The organism is Rhodococcus sp. NPDC056506 (assembly GCF_042794945.1).
GTDB lineage: Bacteria > Actinomycetota > Actinomycetes > Mycobacteriales > Mycobacteriaceae > Rhodococcus_F.
This window is the reverse complement of the sequence record NZ_JBHTSW010000032.1, coordinates 20187-38462: the sequence shown is the minus strand read 5'-3', so window position 1 is coordinate 38462 and position 18276 is coordinate 20187. Positions and strand designations below refer to the sequence as shown.

The 18276-nt window shown below is 63.4% G+C and carries 21 protein-coding genes; 16 read left to right on the top strand and 5 right to left on the bottom strand.

Translation table 11 applies throughout. The features are described 5' to 3' along the window. Window positions 1-46 precede the first annotated feature (46 nt). Both ACFQ6H_RS21950 and ACFQ6H_RS21945 read right to left on the bottom strand, forming a co-directional pair. Window positions 47-1300, bottom strand: a complete 1254-nt coding sequence (locus ACFQ6H_RS21950) for a glycoside hydrolase family 1 protein (protein ID WP_378648592.1) — start codon at window positions 1298-1300, stop codon at window positions 47-49. A 127-nt stretch (window positions 1301-1427) separates the two neighbouring features. Continuing rightward, window positions 1428-4682 (bottom strand): arabinosyltransferase domain-containing protein, encoded by a 3255-nt coding sequence (locus tag ACFQ6H_RS21945; RefSeq protein ID WP_378648590.1) that lies wholly within the window; start codon window positions 4680-4682, stop codon window positions 1428-1430. 70 nt (window positions 4683-4752) lie between these two features. Between ACFQ6H_RS21945 and ACFQ6H_RS21940 the strand changes: the two genes are divergently transcribed. From ACFQ6H_RS21940 to hisF, 11 genes are all read left to right on the top strand, one after another. After that, complete coding sequence (locus tag ACFQ6H_RS21940) at window positions 4753-5298, top strand: hypothetical protein (RefSeq protein ID WP_378648571.1); 546 nt, start codon at window positions 4753-4755, stop codon at window positions 5296-5298. A 152-nt stretch (window positions 5299-5450) separates the two neighbouring features. Continuing rightward, the gene (gene hisD, locus ACFQ6H_RS21935; RefSeq protein ID WP_378648569.1) at window positions 5451-6773 is read left to right on the top strand and encodes a histidinol dehydrogenase; all 1323 of its coding nucleotides are present in this window, start codon (window positions 5451-5453) and stop codon (window positions 6771-6773) included. 26 nt (window positions 6774-6799) lie between these two features. After that, window positions 6800-7942 carry a histidinol-phosphate transaminase gene (locus ACFQ6H_RS21930; protein ID WP_378538689.1) on the top strand — a complete coding sequence of 381 codons (1143 nt, stop codon included), beginning with the start codon at window positions 6800-6802 and terminating at the stop codon, window positions 7940-7942. Further along, window positions 7939-8553 (top strand): imidazoleglycerol-phosphate dehydratase HisB, encoded by a 615-nt coding sequence (gene hisB / locus ACFQ6H_RS21925; protein ID WP_003942383.1) that lies wholly within the window; start codon window positions 7939-7941, stop codon window positions 8551-8553. Before ACFQ6H_RS21930 ends, hisB begins: the two co-directional genes overlap by 4 nt. Continuing rightward, a complete protein-coding gene (locus tag ACFQ6H_RS21920) occupies window positions 8550-8699 on the top strand; it encodes a hypothetical protein (protein ID WP_230813421.1) in 150 nt (49 codons plus the stop codon). The genes hisB and ACFQ6H_RS21920 overlap by 4 nt, the downstream gene beginning before the upstream one ends. 89 nt (window positions 8700-8788) lie before the next feature. Beyond that, window positions 8789-9910 (top strand): MFS transporter, encoded by a 1122-nt coding sequence (locus ACFQ6H_RS21915; protein WP_378449661.1) that lies wholly within the window; start codon window positions 8789-8791, stop codon window positions 9908-9910. Between the two features lie 9 nt (window positions 9911-9919). Next, on the top strand, window positions 9920-10555 hold the full coding sequence (hisH, locus tag ACFQ6H_RS21910; protein WP_003942389.1) for an imidazole glycerol phosphate synthase subunit HisH: 636 nt from the start codon (window positions 9920-9922) through the stop codon (window positions 10553-10555). Continuing rightward, a complete protein-coding gene (locus tag ACFQ6H_RS21905; protein WP_378648567.1) occupies window positions 10552-10803 on the top strand; it encodes a hypothetical protein in 252 nt (83 codons plus the stop codon). The genes hisH and ACFQ6H_RS21905 overlap by 4 nt, the downstream gene beginning before the upstream one ends. A gap of 19 nt (window positions 10804-10822) precedes the next feature. Beyond that, entirely contained in the window at window positions 10823-11557 is a 735-nt protein-coding gene (priA, locus tag ACFQ6H_RS21900) for a bifunctional 1-(5-phosphoribosyl)-5-((5-phosphoribosylamino)methylideneamino)imidazole-4-carboxamide isomerase/phosphoribosylanthranilate isomerase PriA (RefSeq protein ID WP_045070169.1), read from the top strand. 9 nt (window positions 11558-11566) lie between these two features. Beyond that, entirely contained in the window at window positions 11567-12400 is an 834-nt protein-coding gene (locus ACFQ6H_RS21895; protein WP_378449586.1) for an inositol monophosphatase family protein, read from the top strand. Further along, entirely contained in the window at window positions 12397-13170 is a 774-nt protein-coding gene (hisF, locus tag ACFQ6H_RS21890) for an imidazole glycerol phosphate synthase subunit HisF (RefSeq protein ID WP_378648565.1), read from the top strand. The genes ACFQ6H_RS21895 and hisF overlap by 4 nt, the downstream gene beginning before the upstream one ends. Here the strand turns inward: hisF and ACFQ6H_RS21885 are convergent. Continuing rightward, window positions 13167-13784 carry a TetR/AcrR family transcriptional regulator gene (locus ACFQ6H_RS21885; protein WP_378449660.1) on the bottom strand — a complete coding sequence of 206 codons (618 nt, stop codon included), beginning with the start codon at window positions 13782-13784 and terminating at the stop codon, window positions 13167-13169. The two genes, hisF and ACFQ6H_RS21885, sit on opposite strands and share 4 nt — an antisense overlap. 103 nt (window positions 13785-13887) lie before the next feature. On the opposite strand from ACFQ6H_RS21885, the gene ACFQ6H_RS21880 reads away from it, so the two are divergent. Next, the gene (locus ACFQ6H_RS21880; protein WP_378648563.1) at window positions 13888-15369 is read left to right on the top strand and encodes a flavin-containing monooxygenase; all 1482 of its coding nucleotides are present in this window, start codon (window positions 13888-13890) and stop codon (window positions 15367-15369) included. A gap of 22 nt (window positions 15370-15391) precedes the next feature. On the opposite strand, the gene ACFQ6H_RS21875 is transcribed toward ACFQ6H_RS21880, so the two are convergent. Continuing rightward, complete coding sequence (locus ACFQ6H_RS21875) at window positions 15392-15913, bottom strand: universal stress protein (RefSeq protein ID WP_378648561.1); 522 nt, start codon at window positions 15911-15913, stop codon at window positions 15392-15394. Window positions 15914-16013: 100 nt separating this feature from the next. Here ACFQ6H_RS21875 and hisI point away from each other — a divergent pair, with 100 nt between their 5' ends. The 4 genes from hisI to ACFQ6H_RS21855 all read left to right on the top strand — a co-directional run bounded on the left by hisI (window position 16014) and on the right by ACFQ6H_RS21855 (window position 17773). Continuing rightward, window positions 16014-16358 carry a phosphoribosyl-AMP cyclohydrolase gene (hisI, locus tag ACFQ6H_RS21870; protein ID WP_378449583.1) on the top strand — a complete coding sequence of 115 codons (345 nt, stop codon included), beginning with the start codon at window positions 16014-16016 and terminating at the stop codon, window positions 16356-16358. 9 nt (window positions 16359-16367) lie between these two features. Next, window positions 16368-16661 (top strand): DUF1905 domain-containing protein, encoded by a 294-nt coding sequence (locus ACFQ6H_RS21865; RefSeq protein WP_378648559.1) that lies wholly within the window; start codon window positions 16368-16370, stop codon window positions 16659-16661. A gap of 25 nt (window positions 16662-16686) precedes the next feature. Beyond that, window positions 16687-17313, top strand: coding sequence for an SRPBCC family protein (locus ACFQ6H_RS21860; protein ID WP_378648557.1), 627 nt, complete (start codon window positions 16687-16689; stop codon window positions 17311-17313). Window positions 17314-17386: 73 nt separating this feature from the next. Next, complete coding sequence (locus ACFQ6H_RS21855; RefSeq protein ID WP_378538669.1) at window positions 17387-17773, top strand: DUF2784 domain-containing protein; 387 nt, start codon at window positions 17387-17389, stop codon at window positions 17771-17773. Between the two features lie 62 nt (window positions 17774-17835). Here the strand turns inward: ACFQ6H_RS21855 and ACFQ6H_RS21850 are convergent, their stop codons facing one another. After that, window positions 17836-18261: a nitroreductase/quinone reductase family protein gene (locus ACFQ6H_RS21850; RefSeq protein WP_378538666.1), complete on the bottom strand. Its 426-nt coding sequence runs from the start codon at window positions 18259-18261 to the stop codon at window positions 17836-17838. Between the last annotated feature and the right edge of the window lie 15 nt (window positions 18262-18276).

Here is an 18276-nt window from a genome sequence, read left to right as displayed (position 1 = left end):
GGGGCATCCTAACGACGAGGAGTGGTGGAAATTCGGAAAACGGTTGTCATCGAGTAGCCGTGCAGCTGCGTGGAGGGTCGACGAGCGAGCAGAAAGCCGGGGCCATGACGGGCACGTAGTCGGCGCCGACGCCGTTGTCGCGAATGATCCGGCGGTAGGTGTCGACTCCGTCGGTCGGGATTCGGGCCGCGGTGGGATCGCCGAGAACATCTACGGTGTAGAGGCCGAATCGAGGTCGGTACGAACCCCATTCGTAGTTGTCGGTGATGGACCAGTAGTTGTAGCCGATCACGTCGGCACCGTCTTCTCGGGCGCGTTCCATCCAATAGATGTGATCGCGTAGGTGATTCGCGCGTGTGTATCCGTCGGCGCGCGGCGCTCCGTTGTCGGTGGGCATGCCGTTCTCGACGATGTAGAGGGGGAGTTCGGGATACTTGCCCGAGTAACGCATCAACGCGTCGTACAGGCCTTCGGGTTGAGGTGTGACGTTGTAGAACTCGTCGAGTGCGGCGTACGCGGCAGTCGGATTGTTCAGGGCCACACCGTAGTAGTAGTCGATCCCGAGAAAGTCGAGCTTGTCGCGCACTCGATCCGTGAACACCGAATCTATCGCCTCGGACACGCCGGGAATGAAGGAGAAATTACTGCTCACACGAGCGCCGGGATCGAGAACGTGTATCCGGTCGTAGATCGCCCGGTGAACCCGAACCAATGAGTCGAACATCGACGGTGCCTGGGTGAGAGCGATTCCGCCGTAGGTCAATTCGCGCTGAACATACACAGTCGGCTCGTTGATCGTGATCCACAGCGCACCGATCCCGGAGTACCGCTCGACTACCATCTCTGCGTTGACCAGCCAGTCGGCTTCGGTCTTCGGATTTGTCCATCCGCCTTGATCGACAACCCATCCCGGATACACCCAGTGGTCGAGCGTGATCATCGGAGTCATGCCCTGCGCGCGGATGTGCGTCACCACGTCGTCGTAGTACGCGAATTCGGTCTCGTTCCAGTTTCCCGGGGTGGGCTGAACCCGAGCCCACTCGACGCCGAAGCGGAAAACCTTCGACCCCAGATCGGCCGCCCGGTCGATGTCCTCGGCGTAGCGATGGCGGAAGTCGACCGAATCGCCGATCTTGTCGTGGGTTCGTCCGGAGTCGGAATATCGAGACCAGTTGCTGTCCGGCGACGATCCTTCCGATTGGAATCCGGAGGTGGCAACGCCCCAGAGGAAGTCATCCGGGACCTCAGCCGAGGCGGGAGTGGGGAGGGTGAGCGCCCCGAGCAGGCACGTCAGTGCCATCAGCGCGGGCGCGATAGACCGTGACAGGGCTCCCATGCCTGGGAGACTAAGTCATACAAGTGTCCAGTCGCAGGCGTTTCGTCCGATCCGCCCGCGACTGGACCGCGTCACTCAGTCACGCTGCCGCTCAGAAAACCATGGTCATCGATCCCGGGTTCCACGTCCCGGAGCGCTGAACGGTCGCTTCGTCGATCTGGGCAGGCACTGCGCTCGGATCGATCGGTGTGTACTTCTCGATCGAACCCCAGTCGCGAGCCCAGTCGTTGTCGAGGTACGACGGAATGGTCTGAGCGCTGAGCAGCAGATCGATCCACCCCAACGGTCCGCCGCCGTAGTGGTCCTGCCAGGCGCTGGTCACGAGCGCGCCGGAATGGTCGGGAAGGATCCGGTACTCGGGGACCTCGGCGATTCCGACCCGGTGATCGAAGGGGCGTTGGCACGGGAATGCCAGGCCGACAGCCCAATCCAGCATGACGGGCGTCTGCGAGCCGACGACGTCGTTGAGCTTCTGGGTCTTCGGAACGCGCGGCGGGGTAACGGCCACCCATTGGTCGGCCTTGCTGTCGTAGTCGCTGACGACAAGTCGAATGCTGTTGGCTTCGACGGGAATCTGATCCAGTGGCACTCGCAGGTTTCGCCATGACGGTGCCGGCCCGATGTCGAGGGGCGCGATTTTTCCGAGTGTCTCCACATCGTCTGCTTCCGCGTCGTCGACGCCGCGCGCTGTGCCGTACTCGACCTCGACGTTCTGGCCGTAGGTGACGATTCCGTCCTTGTCGACCGATCGGACACGACCAGCCGTTGCAATGGAGATGATGTCGCCACGGGTTGCGTCCTCACCCACGTCGGGGAGTTGGTACCAGTCGCTGATCAGAGTGCCGGGGGACGGTTGACCGTAACTGCCCATGACCGGTGTTGTCGCCGGGTCGAGGCCGAACGGCAACGCGACCGAACTGCCGTTGACTCCGGTCTGTCCGGCGCCACCACCGGTTCCGGCCGAGTTACCGGCGGTGTCCTCGGAGGTGTCGACGGTGTTCGCGCCGCCGGTAGCCGTGGCTTCCTTGTCGGCTCGAAGGTCGGAGGCGACACCATTCGGATCGAATCCTGTCGCCCCACCTGCGGAGAGCGCCGTGGCAACGTTGCCGGAGAGCGGGGTCAGCATCGAGGAGTTCGGATCGGTTTCGAGCAGAACGTCGTTGGCGAGTCCGCAGTGTTGGCCGAGAACGGCATCGACGTTCGCGCGGCCCACCGAATAGGCCGGGTATTGGGTGATCACGCCTTTGGACATGGACAGCACCTCGAAGAGGACCATGGCGCCTGCGGCGATCGTCAGTGGCGAGATGGCAAGCAGTCGAGCGTGCTTCGCGGACGGTTCCTTCCCGGCGGTGTACGGCTCACGGAAGAAGTACCACGCGGCGACGCCGAGCATCAGCACGGTCAATCCGAGGAGGACGGTGCTCGCACCGAGTCCGCCGATCGACACCGGCTTGTCCCACCACGGAACGCTGTAGCTGGACACGTAGTAATAGCTGTTGCTGCCGGTGAACGCGACCGCCAGCAGGAACAGGACTGCCGCCGCGAAGAGGGCCCGATTGCGCGGCGAGCGTAGGAGTTTCGTTCCCACGGCGACGGCCGTCATCATCGCCAGAACGGCGGTGAGTCCGGCAAAGATTCCGAAGTGGTGGGTCCACTTGGTCGGCGAGAACATCAGCAGTGGCAGTGCGCCGATCGTCAGCCCCACGACGCGGCGTGACGGGCCGGCCGCCAGACCGGGAATCCGGCCGCCCTTGCGCAGCATCATCGCGGTGCAGACGCCAAGGCACAGAACCATGACGAACACACCGAATCTGCGGGTCAGGGAACCGTCGACGGAGATGTTGAAGAGGTACTGATAGCGGAGGTACTCGTCGAACCAGGGCTGATTCGGCGAGATCGAGTGGACACGTTGCATCTCGATGACGGCGGCGAGGCTCTGATCGCCGAACGCGGGGATGAGGATCGAGAGTCCGGCAGCCAGCAGTGGCCCGACAGCTGCGACATAACCGGTGGTGCGGGCTCGCTCGATGATGATGCGCATGATCGGGCGTATGCCGGCGATGAGTGCGGCGAAGCAGATGAGGCCGGAGGGCCCGGCAGTCAAGGTGAATCCGGCGATCAGAATCGCGATTGCGACCGGTAGAAGTCGTCTCGTCGCGACGGCGCGTTCGATCGAGCACCACGTCAGCAGGACGCCGAGAGCAACGATCGGTTCGGGGCGCAGTCCGTTGTTGAAGGGAAGCCAGAATGCGAGGAAGACGAGCGCACCGGTCCAGAGAGCGAGCCGGTTTCCGCGAATTGCGGCGCCCAGTCGAGGCGCGACCTCCCGACTGATGACGAGCCAGGTGATGATGCCCGCCAGCAGAGCAGGCAGGCGGACCCAGGGGCTCGCAGTGCTGACGTGCGCCAGGAGTCCGAGGATGTTGTAGTACGGAGTCCCGAACGGGGTTTCGGGGACTGCGAACCACCGGAAGTAGTTGGACATGTAGCCGGATTGCTCGGACGCCCTGGCCATCGTGAACTGGTAGCCGTCGTCGGTCGTGGTAGCGCCGATGAAATGCCACAGCACCAGAGTTCCGACCACGACGCCGTCGAGGACGGTGAACTTCCACCACCGGGCGGGCAGGAATTTGCGTGTGCCCCGGCCGTCGCGGTTGTCGAGACGGTGCAGAGCGAAGAGGGAAACGACAGCAGTGAGCGCCCCGAGAATCATGGCGAGGGTTTTGATCACCGACGGGCTCGACGTGAAGCGAGAGTCTGTCTCGATCGAGACGTTCAAACCGGCTGCTGCCGAATCGAGGTCACTGAAGACGCCGACCACCTGTGGCCGGCTGTCGCCCTCGATGACGCGCGGTTCGGAACCGGTGGCATCGAAGGTGGTTCGAGTCGGCTCGGCTGAAAGTGTGAGCACGCATCCACTCGGCAGATCAGTGACCGGCGTCGAGAGCAACACTTGATCGCGTAGGACCACGTCCACCCGGGCGGGGGCGTCAGCGGATTCGGGGGAGACCGTGGCGACAAATCCGTAGCGCCGCGCGTCGGCGGCACCCGGGGGAGCAGTCGAGACGAGTGTTCCGCCGGCGGCGGTCAACTCGTTGATCGACGCGCACGGAATCGATGCCTCCATACGCAGCGGTGTGTACGAGACCAATGGCGCCTCGACGCTCGCCGTCGATCCGGACTGCGGCCAGTTGACAGCGGCGGTGTCCTGTTCGATCGGCAGGAACGGAACCGATCCGCATAAAACTATGCCGAGGATCGATGCGACAATCGCAACGATCCGCGCTCGGTTCGGTCCGCTGGATCGCTCGGGGGTCGGCAAGGCCGGAGGTGCGGTCGTGGCCACGTCACTGTCTGTCACGACTTTGGACCCTATCTGTGCGTGACGTATTTGTTATAAAAGCGGGAGTAACGGGATGGTCGTGTTCCCGGTGTCGTTCCTCGGGGGTGGGGTTGTCGGCGATCGAGGCGGGGGTGCTGTGCACGAAGTTCACGAGTCCATTCCGCTGAGCCCACTACTGCGGCGGTCGACGGTCGCATTGTGCGTCGTCCTCGGAATTATCTTGGTGATTGTCTGCGGGTTCGCGGTGATCGTGCAACGCGACCCAGCGGGCTACGTCGGGGCTGTGTTGTCCGCAACCCTTTGCTTCGGGTTGGCCACGTACATGTGGAAGGTGCGCGTGATCATCACCACAGACGCCGAACGGCTGACGATCGCGCTGTCTCCAGGGCTGCGTCAGGTTTTTCGGTGGGACGAAGTTGTGTCGGCAACTCCGGTCCATGTCGGGATGGGCTCCGGGATCGGTTATCGGATGACCGGCCCCGGGATGCGGGTAATTCTCGCGTCTCCCGGCGACGGGGTCCGCTTTCGTCTGCATGACGGCCGTGAAATCTCGGTGGCGACACCTCGAAGGGACGAGCTGATCGAACTTGCCAGGCGGCGGGCGCCGGACCTGCAGTGAGCGTCGCAGGTGGACCGGTGAAAAATGGGGTGCGCCTATCCTGGATAATTGACGTCAGTTCTGTGTTTCGGGTCCGTAGTTCAGCCCTGTAATGCCGGACCGGTTTGCTGCCGCTTGCACAGGCACCCCGTTTGCGTACGAGAGGAACTCTCATGCTTGCCCGCACCGACCTGCGTGGTCGTACCCCATCCACGGCCGAACTTCGCGCCGCGCTTCCCCGAGGTGGAGTGGATGTGGACGCGGTACTGCATCAGGTTCGCCCGATGGTCGAAACCGTTCGTGATCGCGGTGCAGAAGCCGCGCTCGAATTCGGCGAGAAGTTCGACGGTGTTCGTCCGTCTTCGGTTCGGGTTCCGGCTGCAGAGCTCGAGCGCGCACTTCGTGAACTCGACCCCGCCGTCAAGGAAGCCCTCGAGGTTGCGATCGAGCGCACCCGCAAGGTGCACGCCGATCAGCGTCGTAAGGACACCGTCACTGAGGTAGTCCCCGGCGGCACGGTCACCGAGCGGTGGGTTCCGGTCGAGCGCGTCGGGCTGTACGTCCCCGGCGGCAATGCCGTGTACCCGTCGAGTGTTGTCATGAACGTCGTGCCGGCTCAGACGGCCGGCGTCGGATCACTTGTTGTCGCCTCGCCGCCCCAAGCCGACTTCGGCGGATTGCCGCACCCGACCATCCTTGCCGCAGCAGCCATGCTCGGCGTCGACGAGGTGTGGGCCGTCGGCGGCGGGCAGGGCGTCGCCCTCCTTACCTACGGCGGCACCGATACCGATGGCTCCGAGTTGGTGCCGGTAGACCTGATCACCGGTCCCGGCAACATCTACGTCACCGCCGCCAAGCGTCTGTGCCGTGGCCTGGTCGGCATCGACGCCGAGGCCGGACCCACCGAGATCGCGATCCTCGCCGACCACACGGCTGATCCGGTTCACGTTGCCGCCGATCTCATCAGCCAAGCCGAGCACGACGTCATGGCTGCCAGCGTCCTCGTCACCACCAGCGTCGAATTGGCCGACGCTGTCGACAAAGCTCTGGCCGCGCAGCTCGAGATCACCAAGCACCGCGAGCGCGTCACCACCGCACTGAGCGGCAGTCAGTCGGGCACCGTGCTGGTCTCCGATGTTTCCGCCGGTTTGCGCGTCGTCAACGCCTATGCGGCCGAGCACCTCGAGATCCAGACCGAGGACGCAACCGGTGTCGCAGCTCAGGTCACCAGTGCTGGTGCCGTGTTCGTCGGCCCATGGGCGCCGGTCAGCCTCGGCGACTACTGCGCCGGCTCCAACCACGTTCTGCCGACTGCTGGGTGTGCGCGTCACTCTTCCGGTCTGAGTGTGCAGACGTTCCTTCGTGGGATCCACGTGATCGACTACTCCGAGTCGGCTCTGAAAGATGTTGCCGGACACGTCATCACGCTTGCCAATGCCGAAGACCTGCCCGCGCACGGTGAAGCTGTGCGCCTGCGATTCGAGGCATTGCGATGAGTAGCTCTGCGATGAGTAGCTCTGCGATGAATAGTGCTCCTGGAGGATCGATTTCGGTCGACGCACTTCCGATTCGTGAGAACCTGCGTGGCAAGTCGGCGTACGGCGCACCGCAGTTGACGGTTCCGGTTCAGCTGAACACCAACGAGAACCCGCATCCGCCGACACAGGCGCTCATCGACGACGTCGCCGAGTCCGTGCGCGAGGCCGCGAAAGAACTGCACCGCTACCCCGACCGCGATGCCGTGGCTCTGCGGACGGATCTCGCTGCGTACCTGTCGAAGCAGACCGGAGTGCCGGTCACCGTCGACAACCTCTGGGCGGCAAACGGATCGAACGAGATTCTTCAGCAGTTGTTGCAGGCGTTCGCAGGTCCGGGACGTAGCGCGATGGGGTTTGTGCCCTCGTACTCCATGCACCCGATCATCGCCGACGGGACCGATACCGAGTGGGTCGAGGTCTTCCGTCGGGACGATTTCGCACTCGACGTGGATGCTGCCGTCACCGTAATCGGTGAACGTCGGCCCGATGTCGTGTTCGTGACCAGCCCCAACAACCCGACCGGACACAGCGTCGGCATCGCGGAACTGCGACGCATCCTCGACGTGGCGCCGGGCATCGTGATCGTCGACGAGGCGTACGCGGAGTTCTCTGCTGCGCCGAGTGCGATGACGCTGATCGACGAGTTCCCGGCCAAGCTGGTTGTCACTCGCACCATGAGCAAGGCTTTCGCGTTTGCCGGTGGCCGACTCGGCTACCTCGCCGCCGCGCCCGCGTTCATCGACGCACTGTTGTTGGTGCGCTTGCCGTATCACCTGTCGGTGGTCACGCAGGCGGCGGCGCGCGCGGCCCTGCGTCACGCCGACGAGACCCTCGGCAGCGTCCATGCCCTGTCGGCCGAGCGTGATCGGGTGTCGAAGGCGCTGGCGGACACCGGTTTCAGAGTGATTCCCAGCGACGCGAACTTCATCTTGTTCGGTCAGTTCACCGACAGTGCGCAGGCGTGGAAGGAATACCTCGACCGCGGAGTTCTCATCCGCGACATCGGCATCCCCGGGTATCTGCGGGCCACCGTGGGGCTCGAGGCCGAGAACGACGCGTTCATCAAGGCCAGCGACGAGATCGCAGGCACCCAGCTGGTCGACACGAATTCAGGAGAGACGGCATGAGCGATCGCATCGCGCGGATCGAACGGACAACTCGGGAATCAAGCATCGTCGTCGAACTGAATCTGGACGGGACCGGCATCGTCGACGTCTCCACCGGCGTTCCGTTCTTCGACCACATGCTCAACGCGTTGGGTACGCACGCCAGCTTCGATCTCGACGTCAAGGCGAAGGGTGACGTCGAGATCGACGCTCACCACACCGTCGAGGACACCGCGATCGTTTTCGGCCAGGCGCTCGGCCAGGCTCTCGGCGACAAGAAGGGCATCCGTCGTTTCGGTGACGCCTTCATCCCGATGGACGAAACGCTGGCGCACGCGTCGGTCGACGTCTCCGGTCGCCCGTACTGCGTGCACACCGGCGAGCCCGACTACATGGTGCATTCCGTCATCGGCGGGTACCCGGGCGTGCCGTATCACGCGGTGATCAATCGTCACGTGTTCGAGTCGATCGCCTTGAATGCGCGTATCGCACTGCACGTTCGGGTTCTGTACGGTCGCGATCAGCACCACATCACCGAGGCCGAGTACAAGGCCGTTGCGCGCGCTCTGCGTGAGGCGGTCGAGCCGGATCCGCGCGTGAGCGGCGTGCCGTCGACGAAGGGCACACTGTGAGCGTCCTCTTCACCTATCTGCTGTTCATCGGTGCGGGAATTGCTGTGGGCGGCGCCTACTCGATGTTCAAGGTCAATAAGCTGGCGTCGGGAATCCTCCTCGCGATGGCGGTTCTGGCCGCGGTAGCGGGCGCACTGCGTCTGTGACGCGAAGAGTTACTGCGTCTGTGACGCGAAAAGTTACCGCGTCTGTGACGGGGAAAGAGGCGGGTCCGGGGTTGCTTCGTACTCCGGGCATGGTCGGTGTCCTGATCATGGCGGCAGCAGCTTTCGGCGGCTGGTCGTTGCTGTTGCCGGTGGTGCCGTTGCTGGTTGCGCAATCCGGTGGATCGGATGCGCTTGCCGGATCGGTGACCGGTGTCTTCATGGCGGCCACGGTCTTGACCCAACTGCTCGTGCCTCGGTTGTTGCGGACGCAGGGCTACCGGCGCGTGCTTGCGGTCGGGTGTCTGCTCCTCGGTCCGCCGTCGTTGGTGCTGCTGATCTCGGCCGACGCCGGTCCTGTTCTGGCCGTTTCGGCTGTGCGTGGCATCGGTTTCGGCATGCTGACGGTGGCCGGCAGTGCACTGGTGGCGGAGTTGGCACCCAAGCGAATTCTCGGCCGTGCCACGGGCGCTCAGGGGATCGCGATCGCAGCGTCGCAGATGGCTGGGCTGCCGCTGGGGCTTGCGCTCATGGAGCGGTGGTCGGCGACACCGGTGTTCGTTCTCGGTGCGCTGATCCCGGCACTCGCACTGGTGGCCATTGCCCGGTTACCGAAGATCTTCGCCCAGCCCACCGGGGAATCCGCTCGGTTGAGCGTGTTCGCAGTCTTGGTTCCGGTGCTCGCTTTGGCGTGCGTGTCCGCGTCGTTCGGCGGATTGTCGTCGCTGCTGCCGATCGCAATTTCGGAGCGTGCGGCCGTTGCAGGTGTGGTGTTGGCGACGGCCAGTGGGTCGATGTTGGTCGGCCGGTACTCGGCGGGACTGATCGCCGACCGTCTCGGCAGTGGTCGAACACTCGCACCGGCATTGGCGTCGTCGACCATCGGGTTGGTGCTGTTCGCGATCAACGTGGACGGCGGTTCGACGCCGGTCTTGTTCTGCGCGGCGGTCCTTTTCGGGCTCGGGTTCGGTGCGGTGCAGAACGAATCATTGGTCATGGCGTTTCAGGCTGCCGGCCCGAGGCAACTCGGATCCGCGAGCGCGATCTGGAACATCGGCTATGACGCCGGCACCGGAATCGGAGCGCTGGCGTTGGGATTCGTGGCTACTGCAGCCGGCTATGCGTGGGTGTTCGCGGTGTCCGCGGTAGTTGTCGCTCTCCTCCCGGCACTGGCCGCGGGCGGCAAAGTGATCGGCGCCAGGGTTGCCCGATAGAGTTGGGGCATGAGCGCTTCCACGATCGCTGTACTCGATTACGGCTCCGGCAATCTGCATTCGGCCACTCGCGCCTTGGCGCGCACCGGGGCGCAGGTGGAGGTGACCAACGACATGAAGGTGGCACTGGCGGCGGACGGTCTGGTGGTGCCCGGCGTCGGCGCGTTCGCGGCCTGCATGGAAGGTCTGCGTGCAGTCCAGGGTGACCGAATCATCGGCAGACGCCTGGCCGGTGGCCGACCGGTGCTGGGCATCTGCGTCGGCATGCAGATTCTGTTCGACCGGGGAGTCGAATTCGGTGTCGAGGCGGAGGGCTGCGGCGAATGGCCCGGCACCGTCGAGAGGCTGCAAGCAGAGGTCCTGCCGCACATGGGCTGGAACACCGTGGAGGCTCCGGAGTCCAGCACCCTGTTCAAGGGTATCGACGCCGATACCCGCTTCTACTTCGTCCACTCGTACGGCGTGCAGAGTTGGGAACTCGCGCCGTCCGAGCACATTGCGCCCCCGAAGCTGACGTGGGCCGATCACGGCGGAAAGTTCCTCGCTGCCGTCGAGAACGGTGCGTTGTCCGCGACGCAGTTCCACCCCGAGAAGTCCGGCGATGCAGGCGCCGAGTTGCTGAGCAATTGGGTGCAGAGTTTGTGACCGGGGGATCCGGACCGAACCGCGGCGACGATTTCTCCCTCGCTCGTCTGGCGTTGTTCTCGCTCGGCGCCGCGGTGGCTGCGCTGGCGGTCGCCACGGTCGTCATCGTTGTGCTCAAACCCTCGCCGGGCGTCGGCCTCGTGATCGGTCTCGTGGGGGTCGTCGCCGCGATTGCGGCAATGGGCGTCGTATCCAAGCGGATGACCCGAAATGCGTTCGGTGACCCGGAGGACGGTTCGAGGTCCTGACCTACTAGGGTTACCGCACGTGAGCCTGGTCCTTTTGCCTGCTGTAGATGTCGTCAACGGTGAAGCTGTTCGCCTCGTGCAAGGAGAGGCGGGAAGTGAGACCGGTTACGGGTCGCCCCGCGACGCCGCTCTTGCCTGGCAGAACGACGGTGCCGAATGGGTGCACCTCGTCGACCTCGACGCCGCTTTCGGGCGTGGATCCAACAGCGAACTGCTGGCCGGCGTCATCGGCGACCTGACGGTCAAGGTGGAACTCTCCGGAGGAATCCGCGACGACGCCTCCCTGGAAGCTGCGCTGGCCACCGGCTGTGCTCGCGTGAATCTCGGTACCGCCGCAATCGAAGATCCCGAGTGGTGTGCACGAGCCTTGGCCAAGTACGGCGACAAGATCGCCGTCGGCCTCGATGTTCGTCTCGTCGACGGCCAGTACCGCACCCGTGGTCGCGGCTGGGTCACCGACGGCGGGGATCTGTGGGAGACCCTCGCGCGTTTGGACCGTGACGGCTGCACCCGTTACGTCGTCACCGACGTCTCCAAGGACGGCACTCTCACCGGGCCCAATCTCGAACTTCTCAGCCAGGTCTGCGCGGTCACCGACGCGCACGTCGTCGCCTCCGGCGGTGTGTCGACCATCGACGATCTCCTCGCTATTTCCAGCCTGGTAGATCAGGGTGTCGAGGGCGCGATCGTCGGCAAGGCGCTCTACGCGGGTCGCTTCACTCTCCCCGAAGCACTGGCAGCAGTTTCCGGATAGATTTTCCAGATGACTCCGACGCGTGACCTCGACGAACTTCTCGCGATTGCGGGTCGGCTTCTCGACGGCGTCCACGATCAGTTCGTCTCCGGTGTCGGTGCCCCGAGCGCGGTCCGCAAGGGTTGGGGCGATTTTGCCACCGAGGTCGATCTCGCGCTGGAGAAGCGGTTGAGCGCGGAGTTGTTCGAGCAGACCGGCATCGAGGTGCACGGCGAGGAATTCGGTGGCCCCGACGTCGGTTCGGGACTTGTCTGGGTTCTCGACCCCGTCGACGGCACTTTCAACTACTCGGCCGGATTACCTACTGCCGGAACGCTGTTGGCGCTGCTCGACGACGGTGTCCCGGTGCTCGGATTGACCTGGCTTCCGTTGATCGGTCACACGTACGCCACTCGCGCAGGCGGTCCGTTGTTGGTCAACGGAATCGCCGTACCGCCACTGGAGCCGACCGATCTGGCGTCGTCGATCGTCGGCTTGGGCGCACTCAACGTCAACAGTCGTGGCCGGATTCCCGGTAGCTTCCGACTCGACCTGCTCGCCGAGATCAGCAAGGTGTCCTCGCGGATCCGGATACACGGCTCCACCGGAGTCGATCTGGCCTTCACCGCGGCCGGCATCCTGGGCGGTGCGATCGTCTACGGCCGCAACGCGTGGGACAACGCGGCCGGGGTCGCACTCGTTCGCGGTGCGGGCGGGGTGGTCACCGATCTGGCCGGCAATCCGTGGACCGTAGAATCGGAGTCGGTGCTCGCCGCCGCTCCGGGCATCCACGGTGAGATTCTCGATATCCTCAACGCGCTCGGTGATCCGCGCGCTTCGTCCTCAGGAGGACCACAGTCATGACCCTCGCAGTTCGTGTGATTCCGTGCCTCGACGTCGACGCCGGACGAGTGGTCAAGGGTGTCAATTTCGAGAATCTTCGCGACGCCGGAGATCCCGTGGAACTCGCGGCAGCGTACGACGCTCAGGGTGCCGACGAACTGACGTTCCTGGACGTGACCGCATCCACGTCGGATAGAGGAACGATGCTCGAAGTCGTAAGTCGTACTGCCGAGCAGGTTTTCATTCCCCTCACCGTCGGCGGCGGGGTGCGCACGGTCGCGGACGTCGATCGTCTGCTGCGTGCCGGTGCCGACAAGGTCAGCGTCAATACCGCGGCGATCGCGCGCCCGGAACTGCTCAAGGAACTGAGTGAGCGTTTCGGCTCGCAGTGCATCGTCCTCTCGGTCGATGCCCGCACCGTTCCCCAGGGGCAGCCGGATACTCCGTCGGGCTGGGAGGTCACCACGCACGGAGGCAAACGCGGCACCGGGATCGACGCGGTGGAGTGGGCCGAGCGTGGCGCGGAGTTGGGAGTGGGGGAGGTCCTGCTGAACTCGATGGATGCCGACGGCACCAAGGCCGGCTTCGACCTGCTGATGATCCGCGCTGTCCGTGCAGCGGTCCACGTACCGGTGATCGCCAGTGGCGGCGCCGGCCTGGTCGAGCACTTCGCCCCGGCTGTCGAAGCGGGCGCGGACGCAGTTCTCGCAGCAAGCGTCTTCCACTTCGGCGATCTGAGCATCCCGCAGGTCAAGGATGCGATGCGTGCCGAGGGAATCGTCGTTCGCTAGGCGTTCTCGGCGCGGATTCCGTCGAACATGAGGCGGCTGATGGCCTGGTTCAATGCCGTGCAGTCGACGGACGAATCGGCTCGCAATCCTTGAATCGCGCTTGCCAGCATCATGCCGTTGACGGCCTGTGCAGTGTTGTCGACGTCGAGGTCGGCGCGTAGATAGCCACATTCGACGCCGTGATGCAGATACGCCGCTGTCAACGATGCCGACTGATCGAGTAGATCGAGCATCCGGCCGGTGAGATCGGCGTCGACGCCTGTCGTCTCGAAAAGCAGCACCCGCGGGATGCGTGGGTCGTCGAAGAAGATGCGGGGGAGTGCTTCGGCGATCCGTCCCACTTGAGCGCGGTACTCGTCCAGAGTGCTTGCTGCGTCAGGTGAATTCTCGGTGGCCAGTGCGCTGATGATCTTGGCGATCAGGTCGTCGATGACGTGGTCGATGATGTCGCGCTTGTTCTCGAAGTACCGGTAGAAGGTCCCGTGGCCGATTCCGAGAGTTGTTGCGATGTCGGCAATTCCGGTTGCGTGATAGCCGCGCTCGGCGAAGCATTCGAATGATGCGTCGATGATCTCGCGGCGTAATTCCGCCTTTTTTCGTTCCGCTCTGGTCATGGCCTTCGTCACGTCAGGAATGATACCGTTCTCCATAACGGAATGGCACGTCATTTTCTGATGTGCAGTTCATGAGTGCGTAGTTCATGAGAGGGATTCTCCGATGGCAGTGCAGTACGACGCAGTAGTGGTGGGGGCGGGCTTCGGCGGAATGGGTGCGGCCATTCAACTCAAGCGGCTGGGCCTGAACAAGCTGGCGATCCTCGAGCGCGAGGACGATTTGGGTGGAACGTGGCACGTCAACCGCTATCCCGGGTTGGCTGTCGACATCGCGTCGGTCACGTACTCGTATTCGTTCGAGCCCAATCCGAACTGGTCCAGGCTCTTTGCGCCGGGCGCCGAACTCAAGAAGTACGCCGATCACGTCGCAGACAAATACGACCTGCGCAAGCACATGACGTTCGGTGCCGTGGTGGACGGAGCCCGCTGGGACGAGGATTCCTCGCACTGGGTCGTATCCGTGAAGGGGGCGCCGGACATCACTACCAAGTACCTCCTGACTGCGACGGGTTTCCTGTCGCAACCGCATCGGCCGGACATCTCCGGTATCGACGACTTCGCCGGCAAGATCATTCACACCACTGCCTGGGACGATTCCTACGATCTGTCCGGCACCAAGACCGCAATCATCGGAACCGGTGCTACCGCTGTGCAGTTGATCCCCGAGGTCGCGCGTCAGGCCGCAGAGTTGACCGTCTACCAGCGCACGCCGATCTGGGTGGTACCCAAGATCGACGTCCCCATCCCGAACGCAGTGCAGAAGCTGTTCTCGCGCATTCCGCTCACGCAGCGAATCGCCCGCGCCGTCAGTTCGTCGATTCTCGAAATGATCATGGTCAGCGCAGTCCTGCACTACAAGCAGGTCAAGCTGTTGAACAAGGGAGCGTCGGCCGCATCACGCGCGTTCCTGCGGTCCCAGGTCCGAGACGCGACCCTGCGCAAGCAACTCACACCGGACTACGACTTCGGGTGCAAGCGACCCACGTTCTCCAACAGCTACTTCCGTACGTTCACCAAAGACAACGTGCATCTCGAAACGACGTCGATCGACCATATTGCTGCCGACGGAATCGTCACCGCCGACGGCCGCAAGACCGAGATCGACACCTTGGTGCTGGCAACGGGATTCAACCTCTGGGACGTGAACTTTCCGGCCATCGAGGTTATCGGCCGTGAGGGCCGAAACCTCGGTAAGTGGTGGCGTGACAACCGTTTCCAGGCCTACGAAGGGGTTGCGGTTCCCTACTTCCCTAATTTCCTCACGCTCGCCAGTCCGTACTCGTACAGCGGATTGTCCTACTTCACGACGATCGAATCCCAGATGCAGCACATGGATCGACTGTTCGGAGAGGTGAAACGGCGCGGCGCGGAGACATTCGAGGTCACCGAAACCGCCAACGCCGAGTTCCTCGACCGGATGACCGAGAACTTGGCGGACTCCGTCTTCTACGGTGGCAGTTGCCAGACTGCGCGAAGCTATTACTTCAATCAGCACGGTGAGGCTGCGATCCTGCGGCCCACATCGACACGCAACGCTTTCATCGAAGCGAAACGCTTTCCGCTCGAAGACTATTCGATCATCTAGGCGAACATGTAGCGGTGTTGGGCTATCTGGCTGATCTGACGCCGTCGGGAACCGATATCACGGGATAGCGGTTCTGCCGGTTCAGTCGGGAAGAGACCGAACTGTGAATCAGTTGGCTCACCGCGGAGGCAGCGCCTTTTCGCGGTGAGCCGATCACGATGGTGAAGGCGTCGTATTTGTCCGCTGTCGCGAGGATGACACCGGCTGGATCTCCGTAGGTGCAGTCGTACGTCCAGGCGTCGGTGTGTGAGGCGAGTGTCGAGGTTGTCTGCTCGCGTTGCGCCACCATCTCGTCGTGCAGGCGTGTTTCGAACTGTGGTGAGTCGGTTTCGACAGGCAGGTCCTCGGACGTGATGCAGTGAACGACGTGGAGGGCTGAATCCTCCTTCGCGGCAAGCGTCAGTGCGTAGCTGAGTACATTCTTGCTGGTAGTACCTGGGCCGATGCCGAGAACGATGTGGCGGGTTCGGACGCGATCGGTACTCGGGTTCGCGAGATGGCAGGTGTACTCCGGGTGCGGACCGTCATGATGCTGATGGTTCATGTCGGATCTTCTTCCACGGTGACGGCGAAGGAACTTCCATTCTAGGGCGGCCGTGCAGGGGAATTCCACGGAAGTCACAGGTGGAAGGTATAAACGTCATATGAGCCTTGATCCCGCAATCGCGGCGAAGCTGAAGCGAAACGACGCCGGACTGTTCAGCGCGGTTGCGCAGGAGAAGTCGACCGGTGATGTGCTGATGGTCGCGTGGATGGACGACGAAGCGCTCGCGCGAACACTGGAAACCCGTAAGGGGACGTACTATTCGCGCTCGCGGCAGCAGTACTGGGTCAAGGGAGAGACCTCCGGGCACACCCAGTACGTACACGAGGTGCGCCTCGACTGTGACGGCGATTCCGTCTTGCTGATCGTCGATCAGGAGGGCGCAGCATGCCACACCGGCACTCACACGTGTTTCGACACCGACGTCCTGCTCGCCGCTCAGTAGTGACGCGACATGGCCACTGACAAGACTCCACAACCGCTCGACTACTCGTTCACCTCATCCATCGAGAAAGACGGGGCGTTCGCAACGTTCTTGACCGTGCCCGGCTCGGCGGAACTTCTGGGAACCAGACGCGCTGTCAAAGTGGTGGGGACCCTCGATGGTGAGCATCCCTTCGAGGTGACGCTGATGCCCTCCGGCGACGGACCTCACTGGCTTCCGCTGCGCGTGGCACTCTGCAAGGCGATCGGCAAGAGCGCCGCTGGAGAAGAAGTATCAGTACATCTACAGCAGCGACTGAGCTGAAGTTTCGCTCGAACCGAGGAGCCTCATGGTCGACAAGGCAGTTGATTCGTTGCAGTTGGTGGCGCGAGAGCTGAGCCCGTTCGGCGGTGACGAAGGGAAAACACGCACGCTCCGCATGTCGCGGACGCTCGCGGCACCCATCGGCACGGTGTGGGCGGCGGCCACCGAGTTCGACCGCATCCCGCTGTGGTTCATGCCGGTGTCGGGGGAGGCTCGGATCGGCGGGCGCTACCAACTCGACGGCAACGCCGGCGGCGAAATTCTGGTGTGTGATGCTCCACGAACCCTCCGCATCACCTGGGAATACGGCGGTGACGTGAGCTATGTGACGGTGAACCTCACCAAAAAAGACGGCAGTGCAACACTGTTCGACTTCGAACACACCGCGGACGTCGAGGCGGATCGGTGGGCCGAGTACGGTCCTGGCGCCGTCGGCGTCGGGTGGGACATGGGATTGCTCGGGTTGGCTCGACACGTGGAACTCGGGATTGCGACGCCGCTCGAGACACCCGAATGGTCGGCGAGTGACGAGGCCAAGGCATTCATCGCGGGAAGCAGCGAATCATGGGCCGCTGCCGCAATCGCATCGGGCGACGACCCGGATGCCGCCCGCGCCGCCGCTGCCCGCACGACGGCTGCATACACCGGGTAGATCGCCGCTACGGGGACTAACATCGGAATAGTCTGGTTGTTGCGGGACTTCCGCGCCACGAGCGGAGACGACGATGGTGTATCGGCTCATCGAAGTAGTGACGGTGTTCGTTCACTTCGGGTTTGTTCTCTATGTGGTGCTGGGTGGATTCGTGGCGTGGAAGTGGCGTCGTACCATTGCATTCCATCTTGTTGCGGTTGTCTGGGGAGCCGGCTCGATAGCGGTCGGATATGACTGCCCGCTGACCAATCTCGAGAATTGGGCCCGCCGGATGGCCGGAATCGCGGAATTGCCGTCCACCGGATTCATCTCGCACTACATCACCGGTGTGTTCTATCCAGTGAGTATCGAAGGCCTTGTGCAAGCGTTCGCGGCGACGGTGGTTGTCGGATCCTGGGTGGGATACGTGCTGCTCGGACGGCATGCGAAGGCTGAGGTCAAAGCGTCGTCAGTGTCGTGATTCCGTTTCGAACGACCCCTGCCGTTTCGTGATGGAAACGGCAGGGCGGCGCATCGCAGGATTTACACGCGAGTCAGTGCCACAACCGGGATGGTGCGGATTCCGGCTGTCTTCTCCGCGTACTCGGCAAATCCGGGATATCGGCTGGCCTGTTCGTCGTAGATTCGGTCGCGCTTCTCGCCGGTTACTTCGCTGACGGAGACCCGATACGTTTCGGTGCCGACCTCGACCTCGGCCTGGTCGGCGGCAACAAGGTTGTAGTACCAGTCGGGGTTGGTCGGGGCGCCGGCCTTCGACGCGAAGACGTAAACGGTGTTCGGATCCTGCTCGTCTGCCAGATACATCATCGGGCTCACGAACTCGCGTCCCGACTTGCGCCCGGTGTGATGGACCAACACCATGGGCGCACCTTCGAAAGGTCCGCCAACTTTGCCTTCGTTCGCGCGGAATTCCGCAATGATGCCGGCGTTCCAGTCGTCAGGACTCATCTCTGGTGTCTCCCT